The sequence below is a fragment of the Stenotrophomonas sp. PI_27 genome (genome assembly GCF_027854495.1).
GTDB classification, from domain to species: domain Bacteria; phylum Pseudomonadota; class Gammaproteobacteria; order Xanthomonadales; family Xanthomonadaceae; genus Stenotrophomonas; species Stenotrophomonas pavanii.
The window spans coordinates 46942-70624 of record NZ_JAJNOF010000002.1 but is presented as its reverse complement, the minus strand read 5'-3'; the positions used below and the strand labels follow the sequence as shown (position 1 = coordinate 70624).

Genomic DNA, 23683 nt, shown 5'->3' with positions numbered 1-23683 from the left:
TCAGGCCGACGGATCGCGCACGCCCGCCGCGATCCGGTTGATATCCGCGCACTCGATCGTGGCCGGCGGGTTTTCTCTTCCGGCCAGGGCGATCATGGCCATGCCCAGCGCCAGGTTGCTGGTCATCAGCGAGGGCGCGAGCGCACCGGCCAGTTTCATCAACGGTGCGCCGCCCCAGTACAGGGGTTTCAGCATGGCGTGCCGGGTACCGGTCCCCGGCACCGGCCTGACCCCACCCGGACGCAGCATCACCGCGCGCAGCGGCAGCGCCTGCAACGCCACCTCGGTCTCGCCCTTGACCCGCAGCGGCATCAGCCGGCTCTGCGGGTCCGCGCCTGCGCCGGAAACATACAGGAAGCACCCCTGCGGATTCACCGCAGCCCAGGCGCGGGCCACTGCCAGTGTGGTGTCCAGGGTCACGCGCCGGTACTCGGCCTCGGCAGTGCCGACCGGTGGCGCACCGGCACAGTAGAAGCATGCGTCGTACCCGGCCAGTTCATCACGCTGCGCGTCGATGTGCAGGAAATCCGGGACGACCCGTTCGCTGCCGGGCCCGCGCAGGCTGCCCGGGCGCCGCACCAGCGCGGTCAGGCCGGCAACCTGCGGCGAGCGCTGGCAGGCCAGGGCAACGCCCTGCCCCACCAGGCCTGCAGCGCCGGTCAGGAGAATCCGCAATGTCCGTGCCTGAGCCATGGCCAGGGCCGCGCTAGAGTTTCACGAACCGCTGGATCTTGCGCGCCAGCCACCCGCTGAACACCAGCGGTGCATCCAGCGCCGACACGCAGATGCACGGCACCCCCGGCGCGGTCACCGGCTGATGCTCCACGTCTTCATCCAGGTCCGCCACGTCGCCGGGGGCGAACAGTCCCAGCGCGTCGTTGTAGGAGCCACGCAGGATCTGGGTCAGCTCGCTGCGCCCGTGGCTGTGCATCGGCAGGCATTTGCCCGGGGCGATCTTCAGCATGATCAGCGAAGGCATCTGCTCGGCACGGATGCAATGCACGCCCGGCGCCATCCAGCGCCAGCGCAGCCCACTGAGCGACGCACCGAAATAGGGGTGCAGCGAGGCAGGCAGGTGGTCCGGATCGGCCTCGGGCCGCTCGCTCGGCGCCGGGCGAGCAGCTGCCGCCAGGGTGATCGGCGTTTCCGTGGCCAGTCGCATCAGCATGGCCTCGCGCAGCTGTTCGCGGCGCGGATCAGGCGCGGGCGGCTGGGTCTGCTCGAGCAGCACCGAGCCGATCGCCTCGGCCTCGCGCAGGCGCTGGCGGCAGTGCGGGCATTGCTCCAGATGCGCACCCGCGACCACGCTCAGTGGCGCGGGCAGCGCGCCTGCGGCATAGCTCATCAACGTCGATTCGTGCAGGTGGTGGTGCGGGTTCACAGCGCACCTCCCACCTTGGCCTGCAGCTGCAGGAACGCGCGTCGCAGATGCGACTTGACCGTGCCCAAGGGCATGCCGATCGCCTCGGCGATCTCGCTGTGGCTCTTGGCCTCGAAATAGGACATGCGCACCAGGCGCGCCTGCACGGCGGGCAGTTCGTTGATGCGCTGGCGCAGCCGGGCCTGGTCGGCAAACTGTTCGGCGCTGCTGCGTTCGACCACATCCAGGGTTGCTGCGTCCTCCACGGCTGCCTGCACCTGCATCCAGCTGCGCTCGCGGCGGATGCGGTCAATGTGCAGGTTACGGGCGATGCGATACAGCCATGTGCTCAGCGCGCCCTGCGCCGGATCGAAATCGGCCGCCCGCAGCCACAGGCGCAACAGGCTTTCCTGCGCCAGCTCCTCGGCTACCGCGTCAGGCACGCCCAGGCCACGCAGATACACGCACAGCCGCGGCATGAAGTAATCATAGATGCGCATGAAACAGTCGCGGTCGCGAAGACGCGCCACGCCGTCCATGTCACCGGCCCAGTTCGTCGGCTCGCTGCTCGGCTGCTGGGAACTGGACACGATGCGTGCGGTATCGAAGTTGAGGGGGTGGCTGGCGGCGTCAGGGTACATCGGCGTTCGCGGCGGGCGGGTGAAGGTCTGTCCTCTGTACGCGCGGGGGCCGTGATTGGATGCAGCCGCTGCAGGCGCATCCAACCGCCCATCCCCGCCGTATGACCTCAGCCCTCCTTTTCCGGATGAACGCGATGCGTACCGCCTGGCTGCTGCTGTGCCTGCCCCATGTCGCGCTGGCCGCGCCCTGGCTGCGAAGCGAGGGGGTAGCAACGTCGGCGCGCGGCGACCTGCTCTACCGCGAGGTGCACTGGCGACGCGATGCGGCCGAGGGGGCCGAGCGCTGGGTGCTGTACCAGTGCGCGGACGGGCGGCCCTTCGCCCGCAAGCACCTGCCGGCCAGCGCGAACCCACAGGCGCGCGGTTACACCCTGGAGGACCGGCGCAGCGGCCAGAAGGCCGAAGTCGAGGCCGCCAGCGGCAGGGTCTCGATCGCGTGGAAGGAGGATGCCGGCAGCCCGCCAGTGCGGCGCGAGCTCGACCTGCCGACCGGCGCGGTCATCGACGCAGGGTTCGACGCGGCCGTGCGCCTGCATTGGCAGGCGCTCATGCGGGGCGAGCGTGTGACCCTGCCCTTCCTGGTCCCAGCCCGGCAGCGCTACTTCCCGGTACAGGTAAGGCGCACCGGCCCGCAGCGCTGGCAGGGGATCGATGCGCAGTCGATCGAGGTCAGCCTGGACACCTGGTACGGCGGCATCGCGCCACGCCTTGCGCTGGTGTATGCCAGCGCCGACCAGCGCCTGCTCGAGTTCCGTGGCACCAGCAACCTGCGCGATCAACGCGGCGCCTACCCACAGGTAACGGTGCGCTTCATCGCCGCAGCGGCGGGTCGCCCCGCCAGCGACTGGCAGCAGGCCTGGGCGCAGCCGCTGACAGATCGCTGCACCGTTACGGCCAGGTGAAATCGAAATTTCCTGCTGTGCTCCGCATCCAGTGTGCCTTCTGCCGCGTAGAGGAAGACACGAAACCCGCCGAGATCCGCCATGGCCTCTGTAGCGCCCCTTCCCCGTCGACGCTGGCGCCTGCTGCGCACCCTGCAGCGCTGGATCGATACCGGCAACGCCGCGGAGGTCACGGATGAACGCCCCGGGCGGATCGACTGGGTGCGCGCGGTACCGTTCGCACTGATGCACCTGGCGTGCATCGCGGTGATCTGGGTGGGTATTTCCTGGACCGCGGTGATCGTCGCAGCCGCTCTCTACGCGGTGCGCATGTTCGCCATCACCGCGTTCTATCACCGCTACTTCTCGCACCGCACGTTCCAGGCATCGCGGCCGGTGCAGTTCGTGTTCGCGGTGATCGGTGCTTCCAGCGTGCAGCGCGGGCCGCTGTGGTGGGCCGCCCATCATCGCCATCACCATCGGCACGCCGATCAGCCGCTTGATCCGCATTCGCCGCGCGAGGGCGGCTTCTGGCGCAGCCACATGGGCTGGTTCCTGACGCGCGAGGCCTTTGCCACCGACCTGTCGCGGGTACCCGACCTGGCGCGCTACCCGGAGCTGCGCTGGCTGGACCGCTTCGACACCGCCGTGCCGGTCGTACTGGCTGCAGCGCTGTACGCGCTGGGCGCGGGACTGGAACGTTGGGCCCCGGGCCTGCACACCTCCGGCCCGCAGTTGTTGGTGTGGGGCTTCTTCATTTCCACCGTGGTGCTCTTCCACGCCACCGTCACCATCAACTCGCTGGCGCACCGCTTCGGCCGCCGCCGTTTCGAAACCCGCGACGACAGCCGCAACAACCTCTGGCTGGCGCTGCTGACCTTCGGCGAGGGCTGGCACAACAACCATCACTTCTTCCCAGGCACGGTCCGCCAGGGCTTCCGCTGGTGGGAAATCGACCTGACCTGGTACGGCCTGCGTGCGATGGCGGCGCTGGGCCTGGTCAAAGGACTCAAGCCGATCCCCGACTGGGTGCTGGCCAAGGCGAGGTATTGACATGCGCATCGCCGTCATCGGTTCGGGCATCGCCGGCCTGGCCAGCGCCTGGTGGCTGGATGGCCAGCACGACGTTACCCTGTTCGAGGCGAACGACTACCTGGGCGGGCACACCCACACCCACGACGTGCAGGTGGATGGCACTCCCATGGCGGTGGACACCGGCTTCATCGTCTTCAATCCGCAGCACTATCCGTTGTTGACGGCGCTGTTTGAAGATCTGGGCGTGGCCTCGCAGCCGACCACGATGAGCTTCTCCATGCACAGCGAGCGCAGCGGCGTGGAATACAACGCGACGTCGCTGGACGGCCTGTTCTGCCAGCGCCGCAATCTGGTCTCGCCGCGCTTCTGGGGCATGCTGGCCGATCTGCGCCGGTTCTATCGGGACGCGCCCTTGCTGCTGGCCGAACCTGAAGGCCCGACGCTCGGCGAGTACCTGCACCGCCAGCGTTATGGCGAGGCCTTCGTCGAAGAGCACCTGCTGCCGATGGCCTCGGCACTGTGGTCCTCGCCTGCGGCCACCGTGCGGGACTTCCCGGCCCGCTACCTGGCCCAGTTCATGGCCAACCACCAGATGCTGCAGATGACCGGGCGCCCGAGCTGGCGCGTGGTCAAGGGCGGCTCCGCACGCTATGTGGATGCGCTGCGCCGACGCTGGCGGGTGCATGAGCGGCTGCAGTGCCCGGTCACGGCGGTCGAACGCATGCCCTGGGGCGCGCGCGTGCACAGCGCGGCCGGGGTGGAAGCGTTCGACGAGGTGATCCTGGCCTGCCACAGCGACCAGGCGCTGGCCCTGCTGGCCGATGCTGACGCCGGCGAGCGCGAGGTGCTGGGCGCGATCCGCTACCAATCCAACGAAGCCGTGCTGCATACCGATGCATCGCTGCTGCCGCGCAACCGCAAGGCATGGGCGGCGTGGAACGCGCACGTGCCGGAGGACCCCACCTCACCCTGCACGGTCAGCTACTGCATGAACCTGCTGCAGGGCCTGCCCGGCGACACGCCACTGGTGGTGACGCTCAACCGTACCGAGGCAATCGATCCGGCCAGGGTGCTGCGCACCCTCCACTACGCGCACCCGGTCCACGACCACGCCGCAGTCCGCGCGCAACAGCGCTGGGCGGAGGTGCAGGGTCGCCGCCATACCTGGTTCGCAGGCGCCTACTGGGGCTGGGGCTTCCACGAGGACGGCATCCGCAGCGCCCGCCGGGTGGTGGACGCGCTGCGGGCCTGCACACCGCACCGGCAGGCGTCGGCCGCGGACGAGGTCGCCGCATGAGCGCCAGCGCCCTCTACTTCGGACAGGTGATGCACCGCCGGCATCACCCGCACCCGCATGCGTTCCGTTACCCGATCGCGCAGCTGCTGCTCGATCTGGATGAACTCGATACGGTGTTCGCCGGGCGCTGGTTGTGGTCGGTCAACCGCCGCAACCTGGCCGAGTTCCGGCGCAGCGACTACTTCGGCGATCCCGCACAGCCGCTGGCCGATGCGGTGCGCGACCATGCCGCGGTGACCCTGGGCTACCGGCCCGCCGGCCCGGTACGCCTGCTTACCCATCTGCGCTTTGCCGGCCACGTGTTCAACCCGGTCAGCTTCTACTACTGCTACCAGGCCGATGGCAGCACGCTGGACTGCATCGTTGCCGAAATCACCAATACGCCCTGGAAGGAACGGCACGCCTATGTGCTGCCGGCAGCCACCGCCACGGACGACGGCAGCTCCCTGCGCTGGCAGTTCGACAAGCGCTTCCACGTGTCACCGTTCATGCCCATGGACTGCCACTACGACTGGCGGTTCAACCGTCCCGATGCGGACCTGCGCGTGCACATGCAGGTCTGGCGCGACGGCGTGCGCCAGTTCGACGCTACGCAGACCATGCAGCGGCACGCCATCGACGGTCGCGGGCTGGCCCGTGTCCTGGCCTGCTATCCACTGATGACCACCCAGGTGGTGGCCGCCATCCACTGGCACGCACTGCGCCTGTGGCTGAAGCGCAATCCCGTGCACGACCACCCCACCCTTGCCGAGAAACCGCGATGAATTCGATCACTCCTTCGGTCGCGCTGCCGCGCCCCGGCGCGCTGGATGCATTCCTGCGACGCCGCCTGCTGGCCCAGCTTGCGCCGCTGCGCGATGGTCGCCTGTGCGTGCGCGACGCGCTCGGCGAAGTCTGGCTGGGCGATGCGCGCGGCGAACTGCAGGTCACGGTCACCATCGATGACCCGGCGTTCTACCGTAAGGTCGCCGCGCAGGGCAGCGTCGGCGCAGGTGAAAGCTACATCCAGGGTGAGTGGCACTGCGACGATCTGGTGGCATTGATCCGCCTGCTGGTGCGCAACCGCGATCTGCTCGACGGCATGGAACACGGGCCGGCACGCGTGGGAGGCTGGCTGCTGCGCGGCTGGAACCGCCTGCGCCGCAACAGCCGGGAAGGCAGCCGCCGCAACATCGCCGCGCATTACGACCTCGGCAACGATTTCTTCGCGCTGTTCCTGTCGCCGGACCTGATGTATTCCTCGGCCCTGTTCGACGATGAAGACGAACCGCTGGAGGTGGCGTCGCGGCGCAAGCTGGACCGCATCTGCCAACAGCTGGCGCTGAAGCCCGGCGACCGCGTGGTCGAGATCGGCACCGGCTGGGGAGGCTTTGCCGTGCATGCGGCGCAGCACTACGGCTGCCATGTCACCACCACCACGATTTCTGCCGAACAGCATGCACTGGCCGCCGAGCGCGTGCGCGCCGCCGGCCTGCAGGACCGCGTCACGCTGTTGATGCAGGACTACCGCGACCTGCAGGGCCAGTACGACAAGCTGGTCTCGATCGAGATGATCGAAGCCATCGGCGCGGAGTACCTGGACACCTACATGGCCACGCTGCAGCGGCTGCTGAAGCCGGACGGCGTGGCCCTGCTGCAGGCCATCACCATCGAGGACCATCGCTACGAGCAGGCCCGGCGCAGCGTCGACTACATCAAGCGCTATGTGTTCCCCGGCAGCTTCATTCCGTCGATCAATGCGATCCTGGCGGCCAAGACCCGTGCCAGCGACCTGCAGCTGATCGCGCAGCAGGACTTCGGGCACTCCTACGCACTGACGCTGCGGGCCTGGAGGCAGCGTTTCCTGGCGCAGCTGCCGAGCGTGCAGGCGCAGGGCTTCGACCCCCGCTTCTGCCGGATGTGGGAGTTCTACCTGGCTTACTGCGAAGGCGGGTTCCTCGAGCGTTCGATCGGCGTCTCGCACCTGCTGCTCGCTCGCCCTTCGCATCGGCCAGCCCTCTCAGCGGGCCGGGCCGGCTGACATGCGCCGGTTCTGGGCCAATCTGCTTGGCAACCAGCTGGTCTGGCTGTGTGCCGTGGCGGGAGCAGGACGCGGCTGGCAGTGGCCGGCGCTGCTGGCGGCGTCGCTCTACATCGGCAGCCAGCTGCTGACCTCGCCGCATCCGCGGCTGGACCTGCGGCTGATGGTGCTCGCGCTGGCCTGCGCCTGGCTGGTGGATGCCAGCGCCGCCGCCAGCGGCACCGTGCGCTATGCCGCCGCGCCGCTCGGCTGGGCGCCGCCACCTTGGATCCTGGCGCTGTGGGCTGCCTTTGCCATGACGCTGACCACCTCGATGCGCTTCCTGCAGCGCCACCCGGTCCTGCCGGCCCTGTTCGGCCTGCTGCTGGCACCGCTGGCCTATCTGTCCGCGGCGCGCGGGTTCGATGCGGTGCAGTTCACGGCACCGGCCTGGCAGGGCCTGCTGGTGCTGGGCGCAGGCTGGAGCATTGCGCTGTCGCTGCTGTGCCAGTGCGCCCGTCGCGGTTCACGCAGCCCCTCACCCCCGCTGGCCGGAGCACCGTCATGAGTCATCTGTTGTGGGTCCTGCTGTACTCCGTGCTGATGATGAGCTGGGGCTGGGCCTGGCAGCGCCGCCGGCAGAACATCGGCGTGGTCGACGTACTCTGGGCCAAGGGCGTGGCGGTGTCGGCCGTGCTGCTGGCGCTGCTCGGCGAAGGCGCGCTGGTGCCGCGGGTTGCGCTGGGCGTGCTCGGTGGCCTGTGGGGCAGCCGGCTGGCCTTGCACCTCTGGCACCGGGTGCGCAGCGAACCGGAAGACGGCCGCTACCGCTACCTGCGCGAACACTGGCAGGGCCATCAGGGCAAGATCCTCGGCTTCTTCATGGCGCAGGCGCTGCTGGTGCTGCTGTTCGCCCTGCCCTTCGTCGCCGTGGCATCCAACCCGCAGGCCGGCGTGACCGGGTGGATCGTGGGCGCAGGCCTGGTGTGGCTGCTGAGCGTCGGCGGCGAGGCCCTGGCCGACCGCCAGCTTGCCCGCTTCCGCGCGGACCCGGCAAACAAGGGCCGCACCTGCCGTGAGGGACTGTGGCGCTATTCGCGGCACCCCAACTACTTCTTTGAGTGGCTGCACTGGTTCAGCTACGTGCTGCTCGCCGTCGGCTCACCGCTGTGGTGGCTGGCGTGGACCGGCCCGCTGCTGATGTACGTGTTCCTGCGCTACCTCAGCGGTGTTCCGTTCACTGAAAAGCAGGCCCTTCGCAGCCGTGGCGACGACTATCGCGCCTACCAGCGCAGCACCCCGATGTTCTTTCCCTGGTTTCCCCATTCTTCCAAGGAGCATTCCGCATGAACGCGATCCCGTCACTGAACCCGGCCGACGATGCGGAAACCGGGCTGATCGCCTGGGCCGAACGCGGACTGGTTCCCGATGCGGCGCTGCGTGCCGGCATCCGTCGCCTGTGCGCGCAGCGCCTGCATGAGGAATTGGCGGGCGGCATCGAGGCCCAGTCCGCGCGCTTCAGCCAGCGCATCGCCGAGCTGGCCGACAGCCCGCTGGCGCTGCATACCGAGGCAGCCAACCGCCAGCACTACGAAGTTCCGGCGGCGTTCTTCCAGGCCTGCCTGGGCAGGCGCCTGAAGTACAGCAGCTGCTACTACCCCACCGGGCGCGAGACGCTGGACCAGGCCGAAGAGGCCATGCTTGCGCTGTACGGCCAGCGCGCCGAGCTGGCCGATGGCCAGCAGATCCTCGAACTGGGCTGTGGCTGGGGTTCGCTGACCCTGTGGATGGCCGAGCGCTATCCCAACGCAGCAATCACCGCCGTCTCCAACTCGCACAGCCAGCGCCAGCACATCATGGCGCAGTGCCAGGCCAGGGGACTGCGCAACGTCGAGGTGATCACCCGCGACGTCAACCAGCTTGAACTGCCCGCCGCACGCTTCGACCGCTGCGTCTCGGTGGAAATGTTCGAGCATGTGCGCAACTACGAGCGCCTGCTGGCGCGCATTGGCCAGTGGCTGAAGCCCGACGGCGCCCTGTTCGTGCACATCTTCGCCCACCGCACGCTGATGTACCCGTTCGAGACCGAGGGCGGCGACAACTGGATGGGCCGCCATTTCTTCACCGGGGGCCTGATGCCGGCGGCCGACACGCTGCTGCATTTCCAGCGCGACCTGAGGCTTGACCAGCGCTGGTTGCTGGACGGCACCCACTACCAGCGCACGGCCGACCATTGGCTGGCCAACCAGGATGCATCCCGCGAGGCGGTGATGCCGGTGCTGGTCGCGACCTACGGCCAGGCCGCCGCGAAGATCTGGTGGCAGCGCTGGCGCATGTTCTGGATGGCCTGTGCCGAGCTGTTCGGCTACGACGACGGCCAGCAATGGCTGGTTGCCCATTACCTATTCCGTCCCCGCTGAGGTGTGACATGCACATCCGTTCGCTGCTTCCCCTGTTGGCATTGAGCCTGTTCGGTTCCGGCTGCAGTTCCAGCGAGACCCGACCCCTGCCCCGCCCGCCCTCGGTGGAGGTGCCGCGCTTCATGGGCGACTGGTATGTCATTGCCCACATTCCATCATGGCCCGAGCGCGAGGCCTTCGACGCCGTGGAAAGCTATGCGCTGAAACCGGATGGACGCATCCAGACCACGTTCACCTATCGCAAGGGCAGTTTCGATGCCCCGCAGAAGTCGATGCACCCCATCGGACGGGTCGAGAAGGAGGGCAACGGCGCGGTCTGGGGCATGCAGTTCATCTGGCCGATCCAGGCCGAGTATGTGATCGCCTGGCTGGACGATGACTATGGCCAGACCATCGTCGCGCGCAGCAAGCGTGACTATGTCTGGTTCATGGCACGGACACCACAGGTGTCAGAGCGCGACTACCAGCAGGCAGTGCAGCGTATTGCGGCCATGGGTTACGACACCGGGAAGCTGCGGCGCGTGCCGCAGTCGGTGCGCTAGGTCGCGTTTCACGCGTGTTGCGCCGCCCTGACGATAGGTAGCGCTCATGAATGAACAAGGATCGATGGATCAGAGCCATCGATCTTTAGGAATAGTCGTAAAAACGCAACGAATTCGATGTTCGACGCGACAGCGGCGCCAGAATGGCGGCCACGCCTACGGGCGCCGACCACCTCCCGCGCATGAATGGATTTCCTGCACCGCGTCGGCTCAGGCTGGCGCTTCTGGACGACCATGAAGTCGTCCGCCGCGGTACCGCCCTGCACCTCTCTGGTGACCTGCGCTTCGACATCGTCGCCAGCCATGGCTGCAGCAGCGACCTGATCCACAGCCTGCGCTGCACGCCGGTGGACGTGGCGGTCATCGACCTCACGCTGGCCCGCGGCGATCTGTGCAGCATCGAGCTGGTATCGCTGCTGTGCCGGGACTTCCCGCGCACGTCGCTGCTGGCGTTCGCTACGCTCTCGCCCACCACCAACCTCAACAGCCTGATCGATGCCGGGCTCCACGGATTCGTCAGCAAGGCCGAACCGCTTGCCGCCCTGTCGGATGCCATTGTACGCGTGTCGCAGGGGTTGCTGCGGGTGCCGCCGGACGTCCGGCTGGCCGGCGATCGCGGCGAGCTCAGCCGCAACGAGCGCGAGGTGCTGGGCCTGCTGCTGCAGGGCCTGACCGTGTCCGAGATCGCGCTGCGCCGGCACCGCAGCATCAAGACCGTCAGTACCCAGAAGGTCGCCGTACTGCGCAAGCTGGGATTGCGCAGCGATGTGGAAATCTATGCGCTGCGCGAACGGATGGAATCGCCGTGACCCGCCCGGCACCGTTGCGCCGGCGCCTGCTGTCGATCGGCCTGCTGGCGCTGCTGCTTCTGCCCGCGGCGTCGGCCGAAGACATCCGCTCGCCGCGCTGGCTGCCGGGCAGCAGCGTGCGGGTGGCCACCGCTCCCTCGCTGCGACCGGTGCCGTCGACGCTGATCGATGCGACGGCGCCGCCCACGCTCGCCCATGGCTACGCCAACCTCGTCGCCCGGCACGCCCAGCTCCACTTCCTGGAGCATCCCTATCCGACGACCGCCGCCTCGATCCTCGCCGTGTGCCACCACGACGCCGACCTGGTCATGGTGTTCGACGGCGCGCGACACCTGTCGCTGGCCTGCCCCGGCCTCACCGCCTCCGGCCGTTTCCGCGGCGGCGCCACGTTGGTGGCCGGACGCGCTGGCGAGTGGCTGCCGCGGCAGATGGGCGAGCTCGACGGGCAGGTCATCGCTGTCGTTGAAGGCGGGCCTTACGCCGGTTGGCTGAGCGCGCATCATCCGCAGATCCGGCTGAAGCAGATGCCTGACCGGCACGCAGCGCTGGCGGCCGTCGAATCCGGGCTGGCGGACATGGCGATCGGCATCGAGTCGACACTGCGCCCGCTGGTCCGTCGCCACTTCAACGGACGCCTGCGCCTGCAGCCATTCGACAGCGGATTTTCCACCGACCTGTACCTGCTCGTCCGCCAGGAAGACCAGCAGCTTCTCCAGCGCATCGACCAGGCATTGCGGCAGATCACGCTGGAGGAGCATGCCGGACTGCTCCATCTCTGGGCCGGACAGACGCTGCCTGCGGCGGCCGGGAACGCCCTGGACTGGATGTGGTCAGCGCCCCCGCGCGGCTGGCTGTTGCTGGCGCCCATGCTGATCGCCCTGCCGTTGCTGTGGCGCATGTTCCGGCAACGGCAGGCAAGCGGCGACCGCCGCAGCGCGCAGGCCATCGGGGTCATCAGCCACGAGATGCGCAATTCGGCGCAGGCCGTGCTGACCTCGATCGAGCTGCTGGGACAATCGCCCCTGCGCAAAGGCGAGCGCGATCTGCTTGCGGCTGCCAGCCATGCCAGCCAATCACTGCGCGGCCTGCTGAACCGCGCACTCGATTTTTCGCGCCTGGCCAGCGGAGCGTTCAAGCCACATGCGCATCCCTGTGATATTGCCCAGGTCTGCCGGCAGGCGCTGGAGTCGATCCGGCCGCAGGCGCAGCGCAAGGGCCTGACGCTGCATCTGGATGCGCCGTCCACCGCGACGACCCTCATCCTGCTGGATGCCGATGCCGTGCGCCAGATCGCCAGCAACCTGCTGGCCAACGCGGTCAAATTCAGTGACGTCGGCGGCATCGAGCTGCGCCTGCAGCTCACGCCCGCCGCGCGGCCGCGGGAACTGCTGCTGGAGGTGATCGACAGCGGCATCGGCATCGAGCCAGCCCAGGTCGCCACGCTGTTCCAGCCATTCCAGCAGGGCAGCGGCGGCCACCAGCGCGGCGGAACGGGCCTGGGGCTCTCCATCGCGCGCGAGCTGGCCCGTGCGATGGGAGGCGACCTGACCGTGCACAGCGTGCTGGGGCGCGGCAGCCGCTTCATCCTACGCCTGCCGACCGGTCCGGCGGGCAGCGGTGAGGGCGTCGAGGACATGCCCGTCGGCGGTACGCCGCTGGCCGGCGTGCGGCTGCTGCTGGTCGAGGACCATGCGCTCAATCGCCACGTGCTTGCCACGCAACTGCAGCGCTGGGGCGCAGACGTATGTGCGCTGGAGGATGCGGCCAGTGCTCTGGCCGAACAGATGCGCCAGCCCCGCGCTGCCGCACTGATCGATATCGGCCTGCGTGGCGTCGATGGCCATGCGCTGGCGCGCGAACTGCGCCGCCAGGGTGGGCAACCGCCGCGCCTGATCGCGCTGTCGGCGCGCACCGGCCGCCGTCACCGCGCACGCTGCCGCCGCTCGGGCTTCGACGCGGTGCTGACCAAGCCACTGCGCGCTGCCCAGCTGCTGGCTGCGCTCGGTATTGCGGCGCCGGAGGGGCTGGATGCAGTGCCGCCGGTGGCTGCAATGGATGCGGCCTATGACGCGGATATCCGCGAAGAGCTGAAGAAGATCGCGCAGGCCATCGGCCGCGCCGACGCACCCTGCTTGGGCCACCACGCACATCGCCTGCAGGGCACGCTGCAGATGCTGGGCCGACACGCGCAGGCGCCCCTCGCTGCGCAGCTGGTCGATCTGGCACATGACGCAGCGCCGGACTGGGCCGGCGCACGTCGTCTGCTGGACCTGTTGCAGCCCGGACAGGGTTCCCGCGGTGCGGGAACCCTGCAGGCGCCGTGATCAGGCCGCCAGGCGCTCGACCTGGCGACGGGTCAGGTCATTGAAGCGACCCAGCGACATCAGGTGCTGGTGGATCAGCGCCAGCCAGCCGCTGCGGTGCCACTCGACCACGGTCGCTTCCGGCAGCGCAACGAACTTCTCGACGTCCACGACCAGGAAACCATTGAGGTTGAACTCGCGGCCATCCGGGGTCCGCACGGTGGCGTTGCGCTCGACCAGCAGGCCGTTGTCGGTCAGGGCCTTGGAGAAGGCCAGGGTCTGTTCGTGTTCGCGGGTGTACTGGCCGCAGAACTCCAGCGCCTGCTGCACCATCTCGGTGGCCTTGCCGTCAACGAACAGCGGCTGGCCTTCTTCGCCGCCCTTGACCACGCGCGGGCTTTCCTCGTCGATGCCCAGCAGGAAGTCATTGTCCGCGCCGGTGTCGATGAAGATGAAGGGGTGGCGGCGCAGATAGGCCGGGATATAGGCCTCTTCTTCCCACAGCCCGTCCTTGATGAACAGGTTCTGGTCGGACACGCCCACCGCAGCCATCGGGACCGCGCCCGGGCCGGCGAACAGGATCGGGAAGTGGTGCAGCGCCAGCGAGAACTCGCCCAGCACCAGCGGAATGGCGTTGTTGCCGGCGGCGAACTCGAGCTTGCCCGGCAGGATGCGCAAGTCGGCGTGCACATCGGCCTGCAGCGGCACCGGACGGGTATAGAACAGGGGAGCGCCGCTCGGCGCCGCTTCGGTGGTGGTGTCGCTGGTGGTGGTCATCTTGGGAACCGTTCGATCATGCGCGCCTGCCATCCCGGGCACGCCAGCGGGAACAACCTGAATCCCGCATTATCAACAAGCACGATGACAACGGCCACCCCGCCGGCAAACTATTTCAGCTGCAACGGATAGCGCTGCCAGAGCACGTGGACCAGGAATCCGGCCAGCTCGGTGTCGCGCGCGCTCACTGCGGCGCGGATCTTGTCCAGCAGCACCATGTCGCTGCAGGAGCGGACGTCGGCGTGGTTCGCCTGCCCTGCCCTGCGCGCACGGTAGCGCGCGGCCCGTTGCGCGTCGCTCATCGCGTACCCGAACTTGGGCGGACGACCGCGCTTGCGCGGCAGGGTCAGCTCCAGGGTTCCGGGGTCTTTGTCATCACGCATGGGCGGGGTGCGGGCGGCGGCGAGCAACGGGGGGTGCGCAATTTATCGTGAGGCATCACTTTAATCCAGCGTTTTCTGCACTTTTGTTGCGATGCAGTGTAAAAATCGCGCCGCCAGCACTGCCTCCACGCATGGCATGGATCTACTGCAGAGCTCGCGACCCGGTCACCGGCAGCTCCACGCCCTGCGTGGATGCGGAAACCCGCCAGCACATGGTAGATCAACGCCATGCGTGGATACGGAAATCCGGACGCACAGAAAAAAGGGAGCCCGCGAACGGGCTCCCCTCACTTTCCTCATGCCGCGCGTACCGGCTCGTAGCCATGCAGGTGCGCCTCGCTGCTCGCGCGTCCCTGGCTGAGCGAGCGCAGCGAAGTCGTATATCCGACCAGCTGCGCCAGCGGTGCGAAGCCGCTGACCTCGGCGCGACCGTCCTGGTCCTCGATGCGGGCGATGCGGCCATGGCGACGGTTGAGGTCGCCGACCACGTCACCCACCGACGCCGACGGCGAATGCACCGTCACCGCCATCACCGGCTCCAGCAGCTGCGTGCCACCCTCGGCCAGCGCCGCCTTGATCGCCTCGGCACCCGCACGATGGAACGCCATCTCCGACGAGTCCTTCGCATGGGTCTGGCCATCCACAAGCGTGACCTCGATACCCACCACCGGATGCCCGTGCGGGCCTTCCGACAGCGCAGCCCGCACGCCCTTCTCCACCGCTGCGATGAAGCTGCGCGGCACCACGCCACCGACGATGCGGTCATTGAACACCACCTGGTCGTCCTCGCGCGGCGATACGTCCAGCACCACGTGCGCGAACTGGCCCTGGCCACCGGTCTGCTTGACCAGCCGCCCGACGACACCGGTCATCGGGCGCATCGGCGTCTCCTGGTAGGCCACGCGTGGCGCACCTACGCCCACATCGACCTTCCACTCGCTGCGCAGGCGCTCGACCATCACTTCCAGGTGCAGCTCGCCCATGCCCCAGACCAGGGTTTCACCCGTTTCCCGGTCCGTTTCCACACGGAACGAGGGGTCTTCCTGGGCCAGGCTGGCCAGGCCCTGCGCCATCCGGATCAGGTCCGCCGCACGCGCCGGCTCCAGGCGCCAGGCCAGCACCGGCGCCTGGGCCTGGATGTTCTCCAGGCGCAGCGGGCGTGCACGACTGCTCAGCGTTTCACCGCTGACCGCATCCTTCCAGCCCAGCACCGCGACGATGTCCCCGGCCACGGCCTGGTCGATGTCGTGGGTCTGGTCGGCCTGCACCCGCACCAGCCGGCTGACCCGCCGACCCTGCGGATGCTGCGAACTGGCTACCGCGTCGCCCACCTTCAAGCTGCCCGAGTACAGCCGCACGAAGCTCAGCGCGCCGTGCTGCTGGTGGGTGATCTTGAACAGCAGGCCGGCCAGCGGACCATCCGGGTCCGGCGGCAGTACCACCTCGCCGTCATCGCTTTCGGCGCTGACGGCAGGGCGATCCAGCGGCGACGGCAGGTAATCGACCACAGCGTCCAGCAGCGTCTCGATACCCTTGTCCTTGAACGCGGCACCAGCCAGCACGGGCACGCCCGCACCGGCGAGCGTCGCCCGGCGGATCGCCGCGCGCAGCGCCCCGGCATCGATCACGCGACCTTCCAGCCAGGCATCGGCCAGCTGCTCATCGTGATCGGCCACGGCTTCGACCAGCGCATCGCGCTGCGGCTGCCACTGCGCACGCGCCGCGTCGTCCCACGCGGTGATGGACGCGGCCGCACCGTCCTGCCACTGCAGCACACGCTCGTCGACCAGGTCGACCCAGCCGTTGAAGCCGCTTTCGCTGCCCAGCGGAACGCCCAGTGCCCATGGCCGCGCCTGCAGCTTGTCCTGCAGCTGCTCCAGTACGCGCTCGAACGAAGCGCCGACGCGGTCCATCTTGTTGACGAAGGCGATCAGCGGCACGCGATGGCGACGCGCCTGGCGCCACACCGTCTCGGACTGCGGCTGCACACCGTCCACGGCCGAGAACACGGCCACGGCACCGTCAAGCACCCGCAGTGAACGCTCGACCTCGATGGCGAAGTCGATGTGGCCGGGGGTGTCGATCAGGGTCAGCCGATGCGGCGGCAGGTCGCGCGGCGCCCACTGCGCCTGCACGGCGGCCGCGCCAATGGTGATGCCACGTTCGCGCTCGATCGCCGAGAAGTCGGTGGTCGCGTTGCCGTCGTGTACTTCGCCGACGCGGTGGATCTCGCCGCTTTTCCACAGCAGGCGTTCGGTCAGCGTGGTCTTGCCGGCGTCGATGTGGGCAATGATGCCAAGGTTGCGACGGCGGGAAAGGACTTGGGTGTTCATGAGAAAGGTTCCTGCAAAGCCAACTTCGGGGGCCGCGCACCCCGGTTGGCGACAGGGTGCGCGGCTAGCGTTCGGTCTCGGCGATCTGGTGCATGGCACGTTCTCCTTTGCGGTACTGGGTAGCGTCGGCTGGGTAGAGTCGACTGTTAGTCGACTCGCGGGAAATTAGTCGAGTACAAGAATCAAAAACGAAAAGAGCGCCCCGGAGGGCGCTCTGTCGAAGGTCCAGCGATGGCCGCTTCAACGGCCTCGTGGGGCTCCAGGCAGACACGCCCGTTCCGCGCTTGCGCGGGTCAGGGTGAAAAACTTCAGGAGCGGCATCCGGTTCATGGCGCGCATTGTAGACCTGCCAATCTGGCGCGCAAGTGAATATTGCACACACAAATGGAACGATGAGGCCGGCGGGCGCCAGGGGCGGATCCCTTTGCGACGGCAAAGGGATCTGACCCCTCTCAGCCTTTACTTGCAGCCGTGCAGCGTGCGCGCCTCGGCCACGGTCGCCGCCTGGTCATCTCCCATCGACATCCACCCCTTCAGCGACGTCGCCGGGTCCATGTGCGGCAGCCGTGGGCCGCCATGGATCACCACCTCGGTCCAGCTACCGACCGGGGCCAGTTCGGACAGGCGTGCCGCCTGGTCATCCTCGGTGCTGAACGTGTCGTCCGGGTTCGCCGGGGGCGTCGTGTTCACGGTCGCGGTCTTGCGGGAATGCACGCGCAGCGCGCCGCCCGGCATGCGCTGGGTGGTGATGTCGTAGCGCTCGATACCGTACGCCCAAGGATTTTCGCCAACGCTGCGGGTCTCGCTTCCGTCATCCGCCACCGCCACCACCTCGCCCGCCGGGCCGACCACGCCCGCGACAGCGCCCAGGCCGGACATCAGCGCCTGGTAGACGATCATCTGCCGCTGCTCGGTGCTCAACGCAGCGGCCTTGAGCTTGGCAGGGGGAATCTGCAGGTACGCCGCCTCCTTGCAAAGCACCAGCACCTGCTGGTCGTCCCAGCTCACGGACATTTCCTCGTTGGCGAAGTACTGCGTCCGGATGGACGCAACAGGGGAGCCCGCGCCAGCGGAATGCCGGATCTCGATCAGCGAGGCATTCTCCGCCGCATCGGTCAGCGAAACCGGCGAGGTGGAAGCCGCAGTCGCAGCGCCTGCGAAGCCAGCCAACACGGCCAGCACAGTGCCGCGCGAAATGCTACAGATCATTGCATCAGTCCATTGAGGGAATATCGGCCGGACATGATACGCGGCGACGGCGGCAGATCCGGCCTATGTCACCACCACCAGCGGTACCCCGCGCCGCGGATGCTCCAGCACCACCACATCCTGCTGGTAAACCCGCTGCAGGTTGTCTTCGGTCAGCACCTGCAGCGGCGTGCCATCGGCCGCCACCCTGCCCTGCTCCAGCAGCACGATGCGGTCGGCATAGCCGGCGGCCAGGTTGAGGTCGTGCAGCACCACAATCACGCACGCACCGGCTTCGGCACAGGCACGCACACTGCGCAGCGTGCGCTCCTGGTGGCGCAGATCCAGCGCGGCGGTCGGCTCATCAAGCAACAGCAGCGGCGTGTCCTGCGCCAGCACGCGCGCAAACGTTGTCCGCGCAGACTCGCCACCGGACAGCTGCTGCACCTCGCGCAGGCGCAGCGCCTGCAGTTCGGCGGCATCGATTGCAGCTTCCACCTGAGCATCGTCCACACGCGGATCCGGCGGATGCGGCAACCGTCCCATCGCCACCACTTCTTCCACGCTGAAGGCGAAGCGCACGCCATGCTCCTGCGGCATCACCGCGCGCTCGCGCGCCAGCGGCCCCGCCTTGTAACTGGCCAACGGCTTGCCCAGCAGGCTCACCTCACCCACGTCGGCACTCAGGTCACCGGCAGCCACCGCCAACAACGTGGACTTGCCTGCGCCGTTCGGGCCAACCAGCGCGGTCACCGTGCCCGGCTCGAACGCGAGCGAGACGCCATGCAGGATCTCGCGCTGCTGGCGGCGCACCACCACCTCGTGCAGCTTCAGAAGCACGCTCATGGCGCCGCCTTGCGGCGCTGCTGCAGCACCAGCCAGAGGAAGAACGGTGCGCCCAGCGCGGCCGAGAACAAGCCCAGCGGAATCTCTGCCGGCGGGTCGAGCGTGCGTGCGGCGGTGTCGGCCACCACGATCAGCAGCGCACCCAGCAGGCCGGACAACGGCAGCAACCAGCGATGCCCGGGGCCGACCAGCAGGCGCGCGACGTGCGGTACCACCAGGCCAACGAAACTGATCGAGCCGGCAAACGCCACCGCTGCGCCCACCAGCAGCGCACTGAACGCCACCAGCCGACGTCGCGTGCGGGTGACATCCAGCCCCAGGTGCTGTGCCTGGCGTTCGCCCAGTGCCAGCATGTCCAGCGGCGTGGCCAGCCGCTGCAGCGCAAACACGCCAATCGCAAACAACGGCACCACGGCTGCCACGTCGGCCCAGTTGGCGCGCGCCAGCGAGCCCATCTGCCAGAACACCAGCGACTGCAGCTCGCTTTCGCTGGCGATGTAAGTAAGGAAACCGATCAGCGCCGAGCAGAATGCAGCCATCGCGATGCCGACCAGCAACAGCGTCGCGTTGCCCGAACCTTTGCCGGGCCGGGCCAGTGCGTAGGTGAGGCCGATCGCCAGCGCACCGCCGGCGAACGCCGCCACCGGCACCAGCCAGCCGGCCGCACCGGCAGCGCCGAGCACGATGGCGGCCACCGCCCCCAGCGCAGCACCCTGGCTGACACCGACGATGCCGGGGTCCGCCAGCGGATTGCCGAACAGCCCCTGCAGGCTGGCACCGGCCATCGCCAGCGATGCACCCACCATTGCGCCCAACAGGGCACGCGGAATGCGCAGTTGCCAGACCACGGCCAGGTCGCGACTGCTGACCGCCTGTGGGTCAAGCAGGCCCAGCTTCACCGCCAGCGCCTGCATCACCTCCAGCGGCGGCAACCGCAACGGACCCACGGCGAACGACGCCAGCACTGCCCCCAGCAGTGCCAGCAACGCCACCATCAACATCGCCCGCCCGCGACGGCAGCGCCGATCCGCCGGACTCATGCCTTCGGCAACGCCGCCAGGGCCTTGGCCAGCGCCAGCGCGCCCGCACCAGAACCCACGCTGGTGTACTTCAGCTGCACATCCGGCATCACCCAGACCCGATTGGCCTGCCCGGCCGGGGTCTGCTTCAGCGTCGGGTACGCCTTCCACAGGCCTTCGGCACCGCCGAACAGCTGCAGGTCATGCTCGGTCACCAGGATCACTTCCGGTGCCGCCGCGACCACGCCCTCATTGCTCAGCTGCGAGTAGTTCTTCACCCCGGCTTCGGTGCCGATGTTGATGCCACCGGCCAGGGCGATCAGCTGCGCCGACGCGCTGTCGGCACCGGCAACAGTGGGCGAGCCGCCAGCGCCGGTGGCCGAGACGTGGATCAGTCGTGGCGCATGGTCCAGGCCCTTGCCAATCGCTGCAGCCTCGTCGAGCTGGCGCTGCACCTGCGTGGCCAGTGTTTGCCCCGCTTCGGCCAGCCCTAGTGCGGCGGCGACCTTGCGCACCTTGTCCGGCGCCGGCTGCAGATCATCGATGACCACCGCCGGCTCACCGACTTCGCGCAGCTTTTTCGCCAGCTCGGTGTGGCGGCGCAGGCTGTTGCCGAGGAACAGCGAGCCCTGCAGGCTCAGCACGCCCTCCACGCCGGTGGTGCGGTTGAACAGGAACTGGTGCGGCGCGGCCAGGCCGGCCTGGGTCGTGGTGTTGGTTGGTGCCGCGAACACCTGCGTGCCCAGGCCCAGCGCCTCGATCACCGCGATGACGTCGTCGCCGCCGGCAATGATCCGGCGGGTATCGGTCACCTCGATATCGGCGCCGTCATCGGAATGCACTCTGGCCGGCAGCACGGCCTTCTGGTCATGCACCGCCGGCATCTCGGCACCGGCCACGCGCTGCCAGCCTGCCGGCAACGCGGTGTCCGCAGCGGCGGTTGCGGCGGGCGGCTCGGCGGCCTTGTGGCCATCAGGCGGTGTCGACGAACCGCTACAGGCGGCCAGCGCCAGCGAAACAGCCAACGGAAGCGCACACAGGCGCAGACGGGACGCGATGTTCATGCTCGTTCTCCTTGCTGGCAGGGCGACGTGCAGGCCGCCCCGCCCTGTGACTTACTGCTTCGGGGTAATGCGGGTGATGCGGTCACCCTTCGGATCTTCGGCGCCACGCGACTTGTTCACCGCGAACACGTTGCCCTTGCCATCGGCGCGGACATGGTTCGGCAGCGTGCCGCCATCGAGGTTGGCAACCACCTTGCCGTCACCATTCACCACGGTGACCGTGCCCGCGCCACGGTTGCTGACGTAGGCCAGGCCGGAGGCATCATCGAAGGCGACGTTCAGCGCGCCGGCGCCGACCGGCACGTCGTGCAGCACCTTGCCTGCGGCCACATCGACGATCAGCAGGTTGTCGGTGCCCTGCGAGGCCACGTACAGGCGGTTGCGTGTCGCGTCGAAGGCCACGCCCGAGGCACTGATCGAATTGCCCAGGTCGATGACCTTCTCGACCTTGCCGCCGGCCACATCGATCACCGCCGCTTCCGGCGTGCCGATGCTGACGGTGAACAGCTTGCCGCCCTTCTCATCCAGCACCAGGCTCATCGGGGTGAACTTCCCGTCATCGACGCCGGATTCGAGCGTCACCGGCGGCAGTTCCTTGAAAGTCCTGGCATCGAACACCGACAGGTGGTCTTCACCCGTGGCCGAGGCGAACACCTTGCCGCGGGTGCCATCGACCACCACGTCGCGCGCGTGCGGCACAGTGTCGGCCGGGAACTGGTGGACCAGCGACAGGTCCTTCTGGCGATAGACCGCGATCGAGTTCTGGCGGGTGTTGGTCACCCAGACGTTGCCGTGGGTGTCATCCACGCCCACGCCGTAGACCGCATAGATGGCGCCATTGGTGCTGCCCGGTACCTGCGCCGGGGTGATCGCCTGGGTCACCTTCAGCGACGTCGGGTCCAGCTTCAGCAGCTGCGACTGGGTCACCGGCGGGCGCCCCACCGCCGAGGTCACGAACAGCGCATTGCTGGCGGCGCTGTAGGCGGACTGGTACAGGCCGGGCACCAGCTTGCTGGACTGGGTGGCGAACTGCGCCTGGCCGGACAGCGGCAGCTGCGGCGACACGCGCAGCTTCAGCACCGTCGCTGCGGCCGGCTGACTGGCGCGCACCACCACCGGGTGGGTGCCCGGCACCGCGTCGGTCGGAATGCTCAGCTGGGTCTTGAAGTTGCCATCGGCATCGACCACCAGCGGCTGCGCGTTGAGCACGCTGTCGCCACGCAGCAGGCTGACCTTCTGGCCCGGCACGAAGCCACGGCCGACCACCTCGGCAGTACTGCCGGGAACCACGTTCTCACCGCGTGAGACGACCTCACCCTTGAAGGTGGCGTTGGCCGGCGGGTCGAACACCGGCTGCGCGGTGGCGGTCACCGCCAGCAGCAGGCCGGCAGCAAGAGTGGTAAGACGGAAAGACGGACGGAACGACATGGCAGGCTCCTTGCACACGTAGGCCGCGCCACGTAGCGCGGGATTCATCGGTTGCCTGGGCCGCTGCACGCCGGCAGCCTCGCCTGGGTGGTGGGATCGCACGGCATCGCGTGCGGGTCGGGTCACTCGGCGGCGTTGTCACCGCCATTGGGTGCGCCATCGCTGGTACTACGGTCGGTTACGCCGTACAGCTCGTGCAGCGCCGCGTGGAACGAGGCGGGCAGCATCGGGCCATGGCCCAGGCCAGGAAATTCCCGGTAGCGCACGCTCAGGCCCGGCACTTTGCCCAAGCGCTCGGCCAACTGCATTGCCGCGTCCGGCGTGGCGCCACCGATGCGGCGCAGGTGCGCCACCACGCGCGGATTGGTCAGGTCACGCTTGCCGCGATCGCCGACGCGCTCGGCGCCGCCCAGCATCAGCCACAGGCTGGCCTGTTGGCCGTGCACGTTCTGCACGAACTGCTGTTCCGGATCACCCAGCGCCGCACCCTGGCTCCACCACAGCGAGGGGCTGGCCGCCAGATAGGACTGGAAGGCGGCGGGACGCGTGTACAGCGCATGGAGCACGAACAACCCGCCCAGCGAGTGCCCCCACAGCGCTTGCTGCTGCGTATCGATGCGTGCGCGACGCTCGACCTCGGGCTTGATGCGGCGTTCGATCACATCCAGGAAGGCCGCAGCACCACCGCCGACCGCCTGGGTTGTGCCGCCCTCGTCGTCGGCACGGTCGATCCACGCAGTGTAGTCGCGGGTGCGCGCCTTGGAATCGATGCGCAGGTCGTTGTCGTAGCCGATCAGCACCAGCACCGGTGGCGCCTTGCGCGTGGCCAGCTCGGTCAGCAGCGACTGATCCAGCACCATGGCCACCGCATTGCCATCCAGCGCGTACAGCACCGGCGAGGGCGACTTGCTGGCCTTCGCCGGGATCGCCAGATTCACCCGCCAACGGCGCTGCTGGTCCGGGCTGTCCACCACGAAATGCTCGAAGCGATAGCTGGCCGCCGGCTCGTCGAGCACGGTGTGGCCGATCTTCTGCAGCGGATTGCGCTGCTGGGCATGGGCGTACGAGGTGACCAGGAGCAGAGCCATCATCAGGGCGGCCAGGCCGCGGGCCAGCGGGCCACGGCGCGAAGGCGGGACGAAATGCTTCATCAGCGGCGGCAGACGCGGCACGGGGCCGCCGGTTCACAGGGGACCGCAGTCTACCTTAAACGCGAATGATTATCACATCGATCAAACGTCACGCTGTGTATCACGCGCGCGATGTGTTCATTTTCCCGGTTGCGCTGGAAACACCGGATCCACTATTTTCCCAGGCGCCGGGGCGCAGGAGCGCCCCGCCCTCGCAGGGCTGCGGAT

Annotated in this window: 23 protein-coding genes; 11 read left to right on the top strand and 12 right to left on the bottom strand. The window is 68.4% G+C overall.

Translation table 11 applies throughout. The annotated features are described in order from the left end of the window. Genes LRM18_RS02565 through LRM18_RS02555 form a run of 3 tightly spaced genes read right to left on the bottom strand, consistent with a single transcriptional unit; the run spans window position 1 to window position 2001 of the window. Window positions 1–693 (bottom strand): oxidoreductase, encoded by a 693-nt coding sequence (locus LRM18_RS02565; RefSeq protein WP_270950808.1) that lies wholly within the window; start codon window positions 691–693, stop codon window positions 1–3. 13 nt (window positions 694–706) lie between these two features. After that, window positions 707–1381, bottom strand: coding sequence for a ChrR family anti-sigma-E factor (locus LRM18_RS02560; RefSeq protein WP_049467670.1), 675 nt, complete (start codon window positions 1379–1381; stop codon window positions 707–709). Next, window positions 1378–2001 carry a sigma-70 family RNA polymerase sigma factor gene (locus tag LRM18_RS02555; protein ID WP_154330567.1) on the bottom strand — a complete coding sequence of 208 codons (624 nt, stop codon included), beginning with the start codon at window positions 1999–2001 and terminating at the stop codon, window positions 1378–1380. Before LRM18_RS02555 ends, LRM18_RS02560 begins: the two co-directional genes overlap by 4 nt. 134 nt (window positions 2002–2135) lie before the next feature. Between LRM18_RS02555 and LRM18_RS02550 the strand changes: the two genes are divergently transcribed. From LRM18_RS02550 to LRM18_RS02500, 11 genes are all read left to right on the top strand, one after another. Beyond that, the gene (locus LRM18_RS02550) at window positions 2136–2903 is read left to right on the top strand and encodes a hypothetical protein (protein ID WP_270950804.1); all 768 of its coding nucleotides are present in this window, start codon (window positions 2136–2138) and stop codon (window positions 2901–2903) included. A gap of 81 nt (window positions 2904–2984) precedes the next feature. Beyond that, window positions 2985–3935, top strand: a complete 951-nt coding sequence (locus LRM18_RS02545; RefSeq protein WP_049467673.1) for an acyl-CoA desaturase — start codon at window positions 2985–2987, stop codon at window positions 3933–3935. Between the two features lies 1 nt (window position 3936). Further along, complete coding sequence (locus tag LRM18_RS02540) at window positions 3937–5214, top strand: FAD-dependent oxidoreductase (protein ID WP_270950802.1); 1278 nt, start codon at window positions 3937–3939, stop codon at window positions 5212–5214. Beyond that, window positions 5211–5978, top strand: a complete 768-nt coding sequence (locus LRM18_RS02535; RefSeq protein WP_270950800.1) for a DUF1365 domain-containing protein — start codon at window positions 5211–5213, stop codon at window positions 5976–5978. Before LRM18_RS02540 ends, LRM18_RS02535 begins: the two co-directional genes overlap by 4 nt. Continuing rightward, window positions 5975–7234: a cyclopropane-fatty-acyl-phospholipid synthase family protein gene (locus LRM18_RS02530; protein WP_270950798.1), complete on the top strand. Its 1260-nt coding sequence runs from the start codon at window positions 5975–5977 to the stop codon at window positions 7232–7234. The genes LRM18_RS02535 and LRM18_RS02530 overlap by 4 nt, the downstream gene beginning before the upstream one ends. A 1-nt stretch (window position 7235) precedes the next feature. After that, on the top strand, window positions 7236–7781 hold the full coding sequence (locus tag LRM18_RS02525; protein ID WP_270950796.1) for a DUF2878 domain-containing protein: 546 nt from the start codon (window positions 7236–7238) through the stop codon (window positions 7779–7781). After that, window positions 7778–8563 (top strand): DUF1295 domain-containing protein, encoded by a 786-nt coding sequence (locus tag LRM18_RS02520; protein ID WP_270950794.1) that lies wholly within the window; start codon window positions 7778–7780, stop codon window positions 8561–8563. Before LRM18_RS02525 ends, LRM18_RS02520 begins: the two co-directional genes overlap by 4 nt. Beyond that, entirely contained in the window at window positions 8560–9633 is a 1074-nt protein-coding gene (locus LRM18_RS02515; RefSeq protein WP_270950792.1) for a class I SAM-dependent methyltransferase, read from the top strand. Before LRM18_RS02520 ends, LRM18_RS02515 begins: the two co-directional genes overlap by 4 nt. An 8-nt stretch (window positions 9634–9641) precedes the next feature. Continuing rightward, window positions 9642–10175 (top strand): lipocalin family protein, encoded by a 534-nt coding sequence (locus LRM18_RS02510; protein WP_053463178.1) that lies wholly within the window; start codon window positions 9642–9644, stop codon window positions 10173–10175. Between the two features lie 182 nt (window positions 10176–10357). After that, on the top strand, window positions 10358–10984 hold the full coding sequence (locus LRM18_RS02505) for a response regulator transcription factor (protein ID WP_053463237.1): 627 nt from the start codon (window positions 10358–10360) through the stop codon (window positions 10982–10984). Beyond that, window positions 10981–13308 carry an ATP-binding protein gene (locus LRM18_RS02500; RefSeq protein ID WP_270950788.1) on the top strand — a complete coding sequence of 776 codons (2328 nt, stop codon included), beginning with the start codon at window positions 10981–10983 and terminating at the stop codon, window positions 13306–13308. The genes LRM18_RS02505 and LRM18_RS02500 overlap by 4 nt, the downstream gene beginning before the upstream one ends. Here the strand turns inward: LRM18_RS02500 and LRM18_RS02495 are convergent, their stop codons facing one another. The 9 genes from LRM18_RS02495 to LRM18_RS02455 all read right to left on the bottom strand — a co-directional run bounded on the left by LRM18_RS02495 (window position 13309) and on the right by LRM18_RS02455 (window position 23476). Then, window positions 13309–14064, bottom strand: a complete 756-nt coding sequence (locus LRM18_RS02495; RefSeq protein ID WP_270950786.1) for a SapC family protein — start codon at window positions 14062–14064, stop codon at window positions 13309–13311. A 110-nt stretch (window positions 14065–14174) separates the two neighbouring features. Next, a complete protein-coding gene (locus LRM18_RS02490) occupies window positions 14175–14447 on the bottom strand; it encodes a hypothetical protein (RefSeq protein ID WP_005409616.1) in 273 nt (90 codons plus the stop codon). A 296-nt stretch (window positions 14448–14743) separates the two neighbouring features. After that, complete coding sequence (gene fusA, locus LRM18_RS02485) at window positions 14744–16780, bottom strand: elongation factor G (protein ID WP_103282370.1); 2037 nt, start codon at window positions 16778–16780, stop codon at window positions 14744–14746. Between the two features lie 459 nt (window positions 16781–17239). Then, window positions 17240–17989: a hypothetical protein gene (locus tag LRM18_RS02480; RefSeq protein WP_270950757.1), complete on the bottom strand. Its 750-nt coding sequence runs from the start codon at window positions 17987–17989 to the stop codon at window positions 17240–17242. 63 nt (window positions 17990–18052) lie between these two features. Then, window positions 18053–18814 carry a heme ABC transporter ATP-binding protein gene (locus LRM18_RS02475; RefSeq protein ID WP_057494216.1) on the bottom strand — a complete coding sequence of 254 codons (762 nt, stop codon included), beginning with the start codon at window positions 18812–18814 and terminating at the stop codon, window positions 18053–18055. Next, window positions 18811–19854 (bottom strand): iron ABC transporter permease, encoded by a 1044-nt coding sequence (locus LRM18_RS02470; protein WP_270950754.1) that lies wholly within the window; start codon window positions 19852–19854, stop codon window positions 18811–18813. The genes LRM18_RS02475 and LRM18_RS02470 overlap by 4 nt, the downstream gene beginning before the upstream one ends. After that, window positions 19851–20897 (bottom strand): ABC transporter substrate-binding protein, encoded by a 1047-nt coding sequence (locus tag LRM18_RS02465; protein WP_270950752.1) that lies wholly within the window; start codon window positions 20895–20897, stop codon window positions 19851–19853. The genes LRM18_RS02470 and LRM18_RS02465 overlap by 4 nt, the downstream gene beginning before the upstream one ends. 51 nt (window positions 20898–20948) lie before the next feature. Continuing rightward, complete coding sequence (locus LRM18_RS02460; RefSeq protein ID WP_270950750.1) at window positions 20949–22325, bottom strand: ATP-binding protein; 1377 nt, start codon at window positions 22323–22325, stop codon at window positions 20949–20951. 122 nt (window positions 22326–22447) lie between these two features. After that, window positions 22448–23476, bottom strand: a complete 1029-nt coding sequence (locus LRM18_RS02455) for an alpha/beta hydrolase-fold protein (RefSeq protein WP_270950748.1) — start codon at window positions 23474–23476, stop codon at window positions 22448–22450. Between the last annotated feature and the right edge of the window lie 207 nt (window positions 23477–23683).

What these genes read in the sequence shown, in the direction of transcription:
- LRM18_RS02540 (WP_270950802.1), top strand. Translation starts at nt 3,937, where the DNA reads ATGCGCATCGCCGTCATCGGTTCGGGCATCGCCGGCCTGGCCAGCGCC.
- LRM18_RS02495 (WP_270950786.1), bottom strand. Translation starts at nt 14,064, where the DNA reads ATGACCACCACCAGCGACACCACCACCGAAGCGGCGCCGAGCGGCGCT.
- LRM18_RS02470 (WP_270950754.1), bottom strand. Translation starts at nt 19,854, where the DNA reads ATGAGTCCGGCGGATCGGCGCTGCCGTCGCGGGCGGGCGATGTTGATG.
- fusA (WP_103282370.1), bottom strand. Translation starts at nt 16,780, where the DNA reads ATGAACACCCAAGTCCTTTCCCGCCGTCGCAACCTTGGCATCATTGCC.
- LRM18_RS02490 (WP_005409616.1), bottom strand. Translation starts at nt 14,447, where the DNA reads ATGCGTGATGACAAAGACCCCGGAACCCTGGAGCTGACCCTGCCGCGC.
- LRM18_RS02475 (WP_057494216.1), bottom strand. Translation starts at nt 18,814, where the DNA reads ATGAGCGTGCTTCTGAAGCTGCACGAGGTGGTGGTGCGCCGCCAGCAG.
- LRM18_RS02460 (WP_270950750.1), bottom strand. Translation starts at nt 22,325, where the DNA reads ATGTCGTTCCGTCCGTCTTTCCGTCTTACCACTCTTGCTGCCGGCCTG.
- LRM18_RS02515 (WP_270950792.1), top strand. Translation starts at nt 8,560, where the DNA reads ATGAACGCGATCCCGTCACTGAACCCGGCCGACGATGCGGAAACCGGG.
- LRM18_RS02545 (WP_049467673.1), top strand. Translation starts at nt 2,985, where the DNA reads ATGGCCTCTGTAGCGCCCCTTCCCCGTCGACGCTGGCGCCTGCTGCGC.
- LRM18_RS02455 (WP_270950748.1), bottom strand. Translation starts at nt 23,476, where the DNA reads ATGAAGCATTTCGTCCCGCCTTCGCGCCGTGGCCCGCTGGCCCGCGGC.
- LRM18_RS02535 (WP_270950800.1), top strand. Translation starts at nt 5,211, where the DNA reads ATGAGCGCCAGCGCCCTCTACTTCGGACAGGTGATGCACCGCCGGCAT.
- LRM18_RS02555 (WP_154330567.1), bottom strand. Translation starts at nt 2,001, where the DNA reads ATGTACCCTGACGCCGCCAGCCACCCCCTCAACTTCGATACCGCACGC.
- LRM18_RS02565 (WP_270950808.1), bottom strand. Translation starts at nt 693, where the DNA reads ATGGCTCAGGCACGGACATTGCGGATTCTCCTGACCGGCGCTGCAGGC.
- LRM18_RS02530 (WP_270950798.1), top strand. Translation starts at nt 5,975, where the DNA reads ATGAATTCGATCACTCCTTCGGTCGCGCTGCCGCGCCCCGGCGCGCTG.
- LRM18_RS02510 (WP_053463178.1), top strand. Translation starts at nt 9,642, where the DNA reads ATGCACATCCGTTCGCTGCTTCCCCTGTTGGCATTGAGCCTGTTCGGT.
- LRM18_RS02480 (WP_270950757.1), bottom strand. Translation starts at nt 17,989, where the DNA reads ATGATCTGTAGCATTTCGCGCGGCACTGTGCTGGCCGTGTTGGCTGGC.
- LRM18_RS02520 (WP_270950794.1), top strand. Translation starts at nt 7,778, where the DNA reads ATGAGTCATCTGTTGTGGGTCCTGCTGTACTCCGTGCTGATGATGAGC.
- LRM18_RS02505 (WP_053463237.1), top strand. Translation starts at nt 10,358, where the DNA reads ATGAATGGATTTCCTGCACCGCGTCGGCTCAGGCTGGCGCTTCTGGAC.
- LRM18_RS02550 (WP_270950804.1), top strand. Translation starts at nt 2,136, where the DNA reads ATGCGTACCGCCTGGCTGCTGCTGTGCCTGCCCCATGTCGCGCTGGCC.
- LRM18_RS02525 (WP_270950796.1), top strand. Translation starts at nt 7,236, where the DNA reads ATGCGCCGGTTCTGGGCCAATCTGCTTGGCAACCAGCTGGTCTGGCTG.
- LRM18_RS02465 (WP_270950752.1), bottom strand. Translation starts at nt 20,897, where the DNA reads ATGAACATCGCGTCCCGTCTGCGCCTGTGTGCGCTTCCGTTGGCTGTT.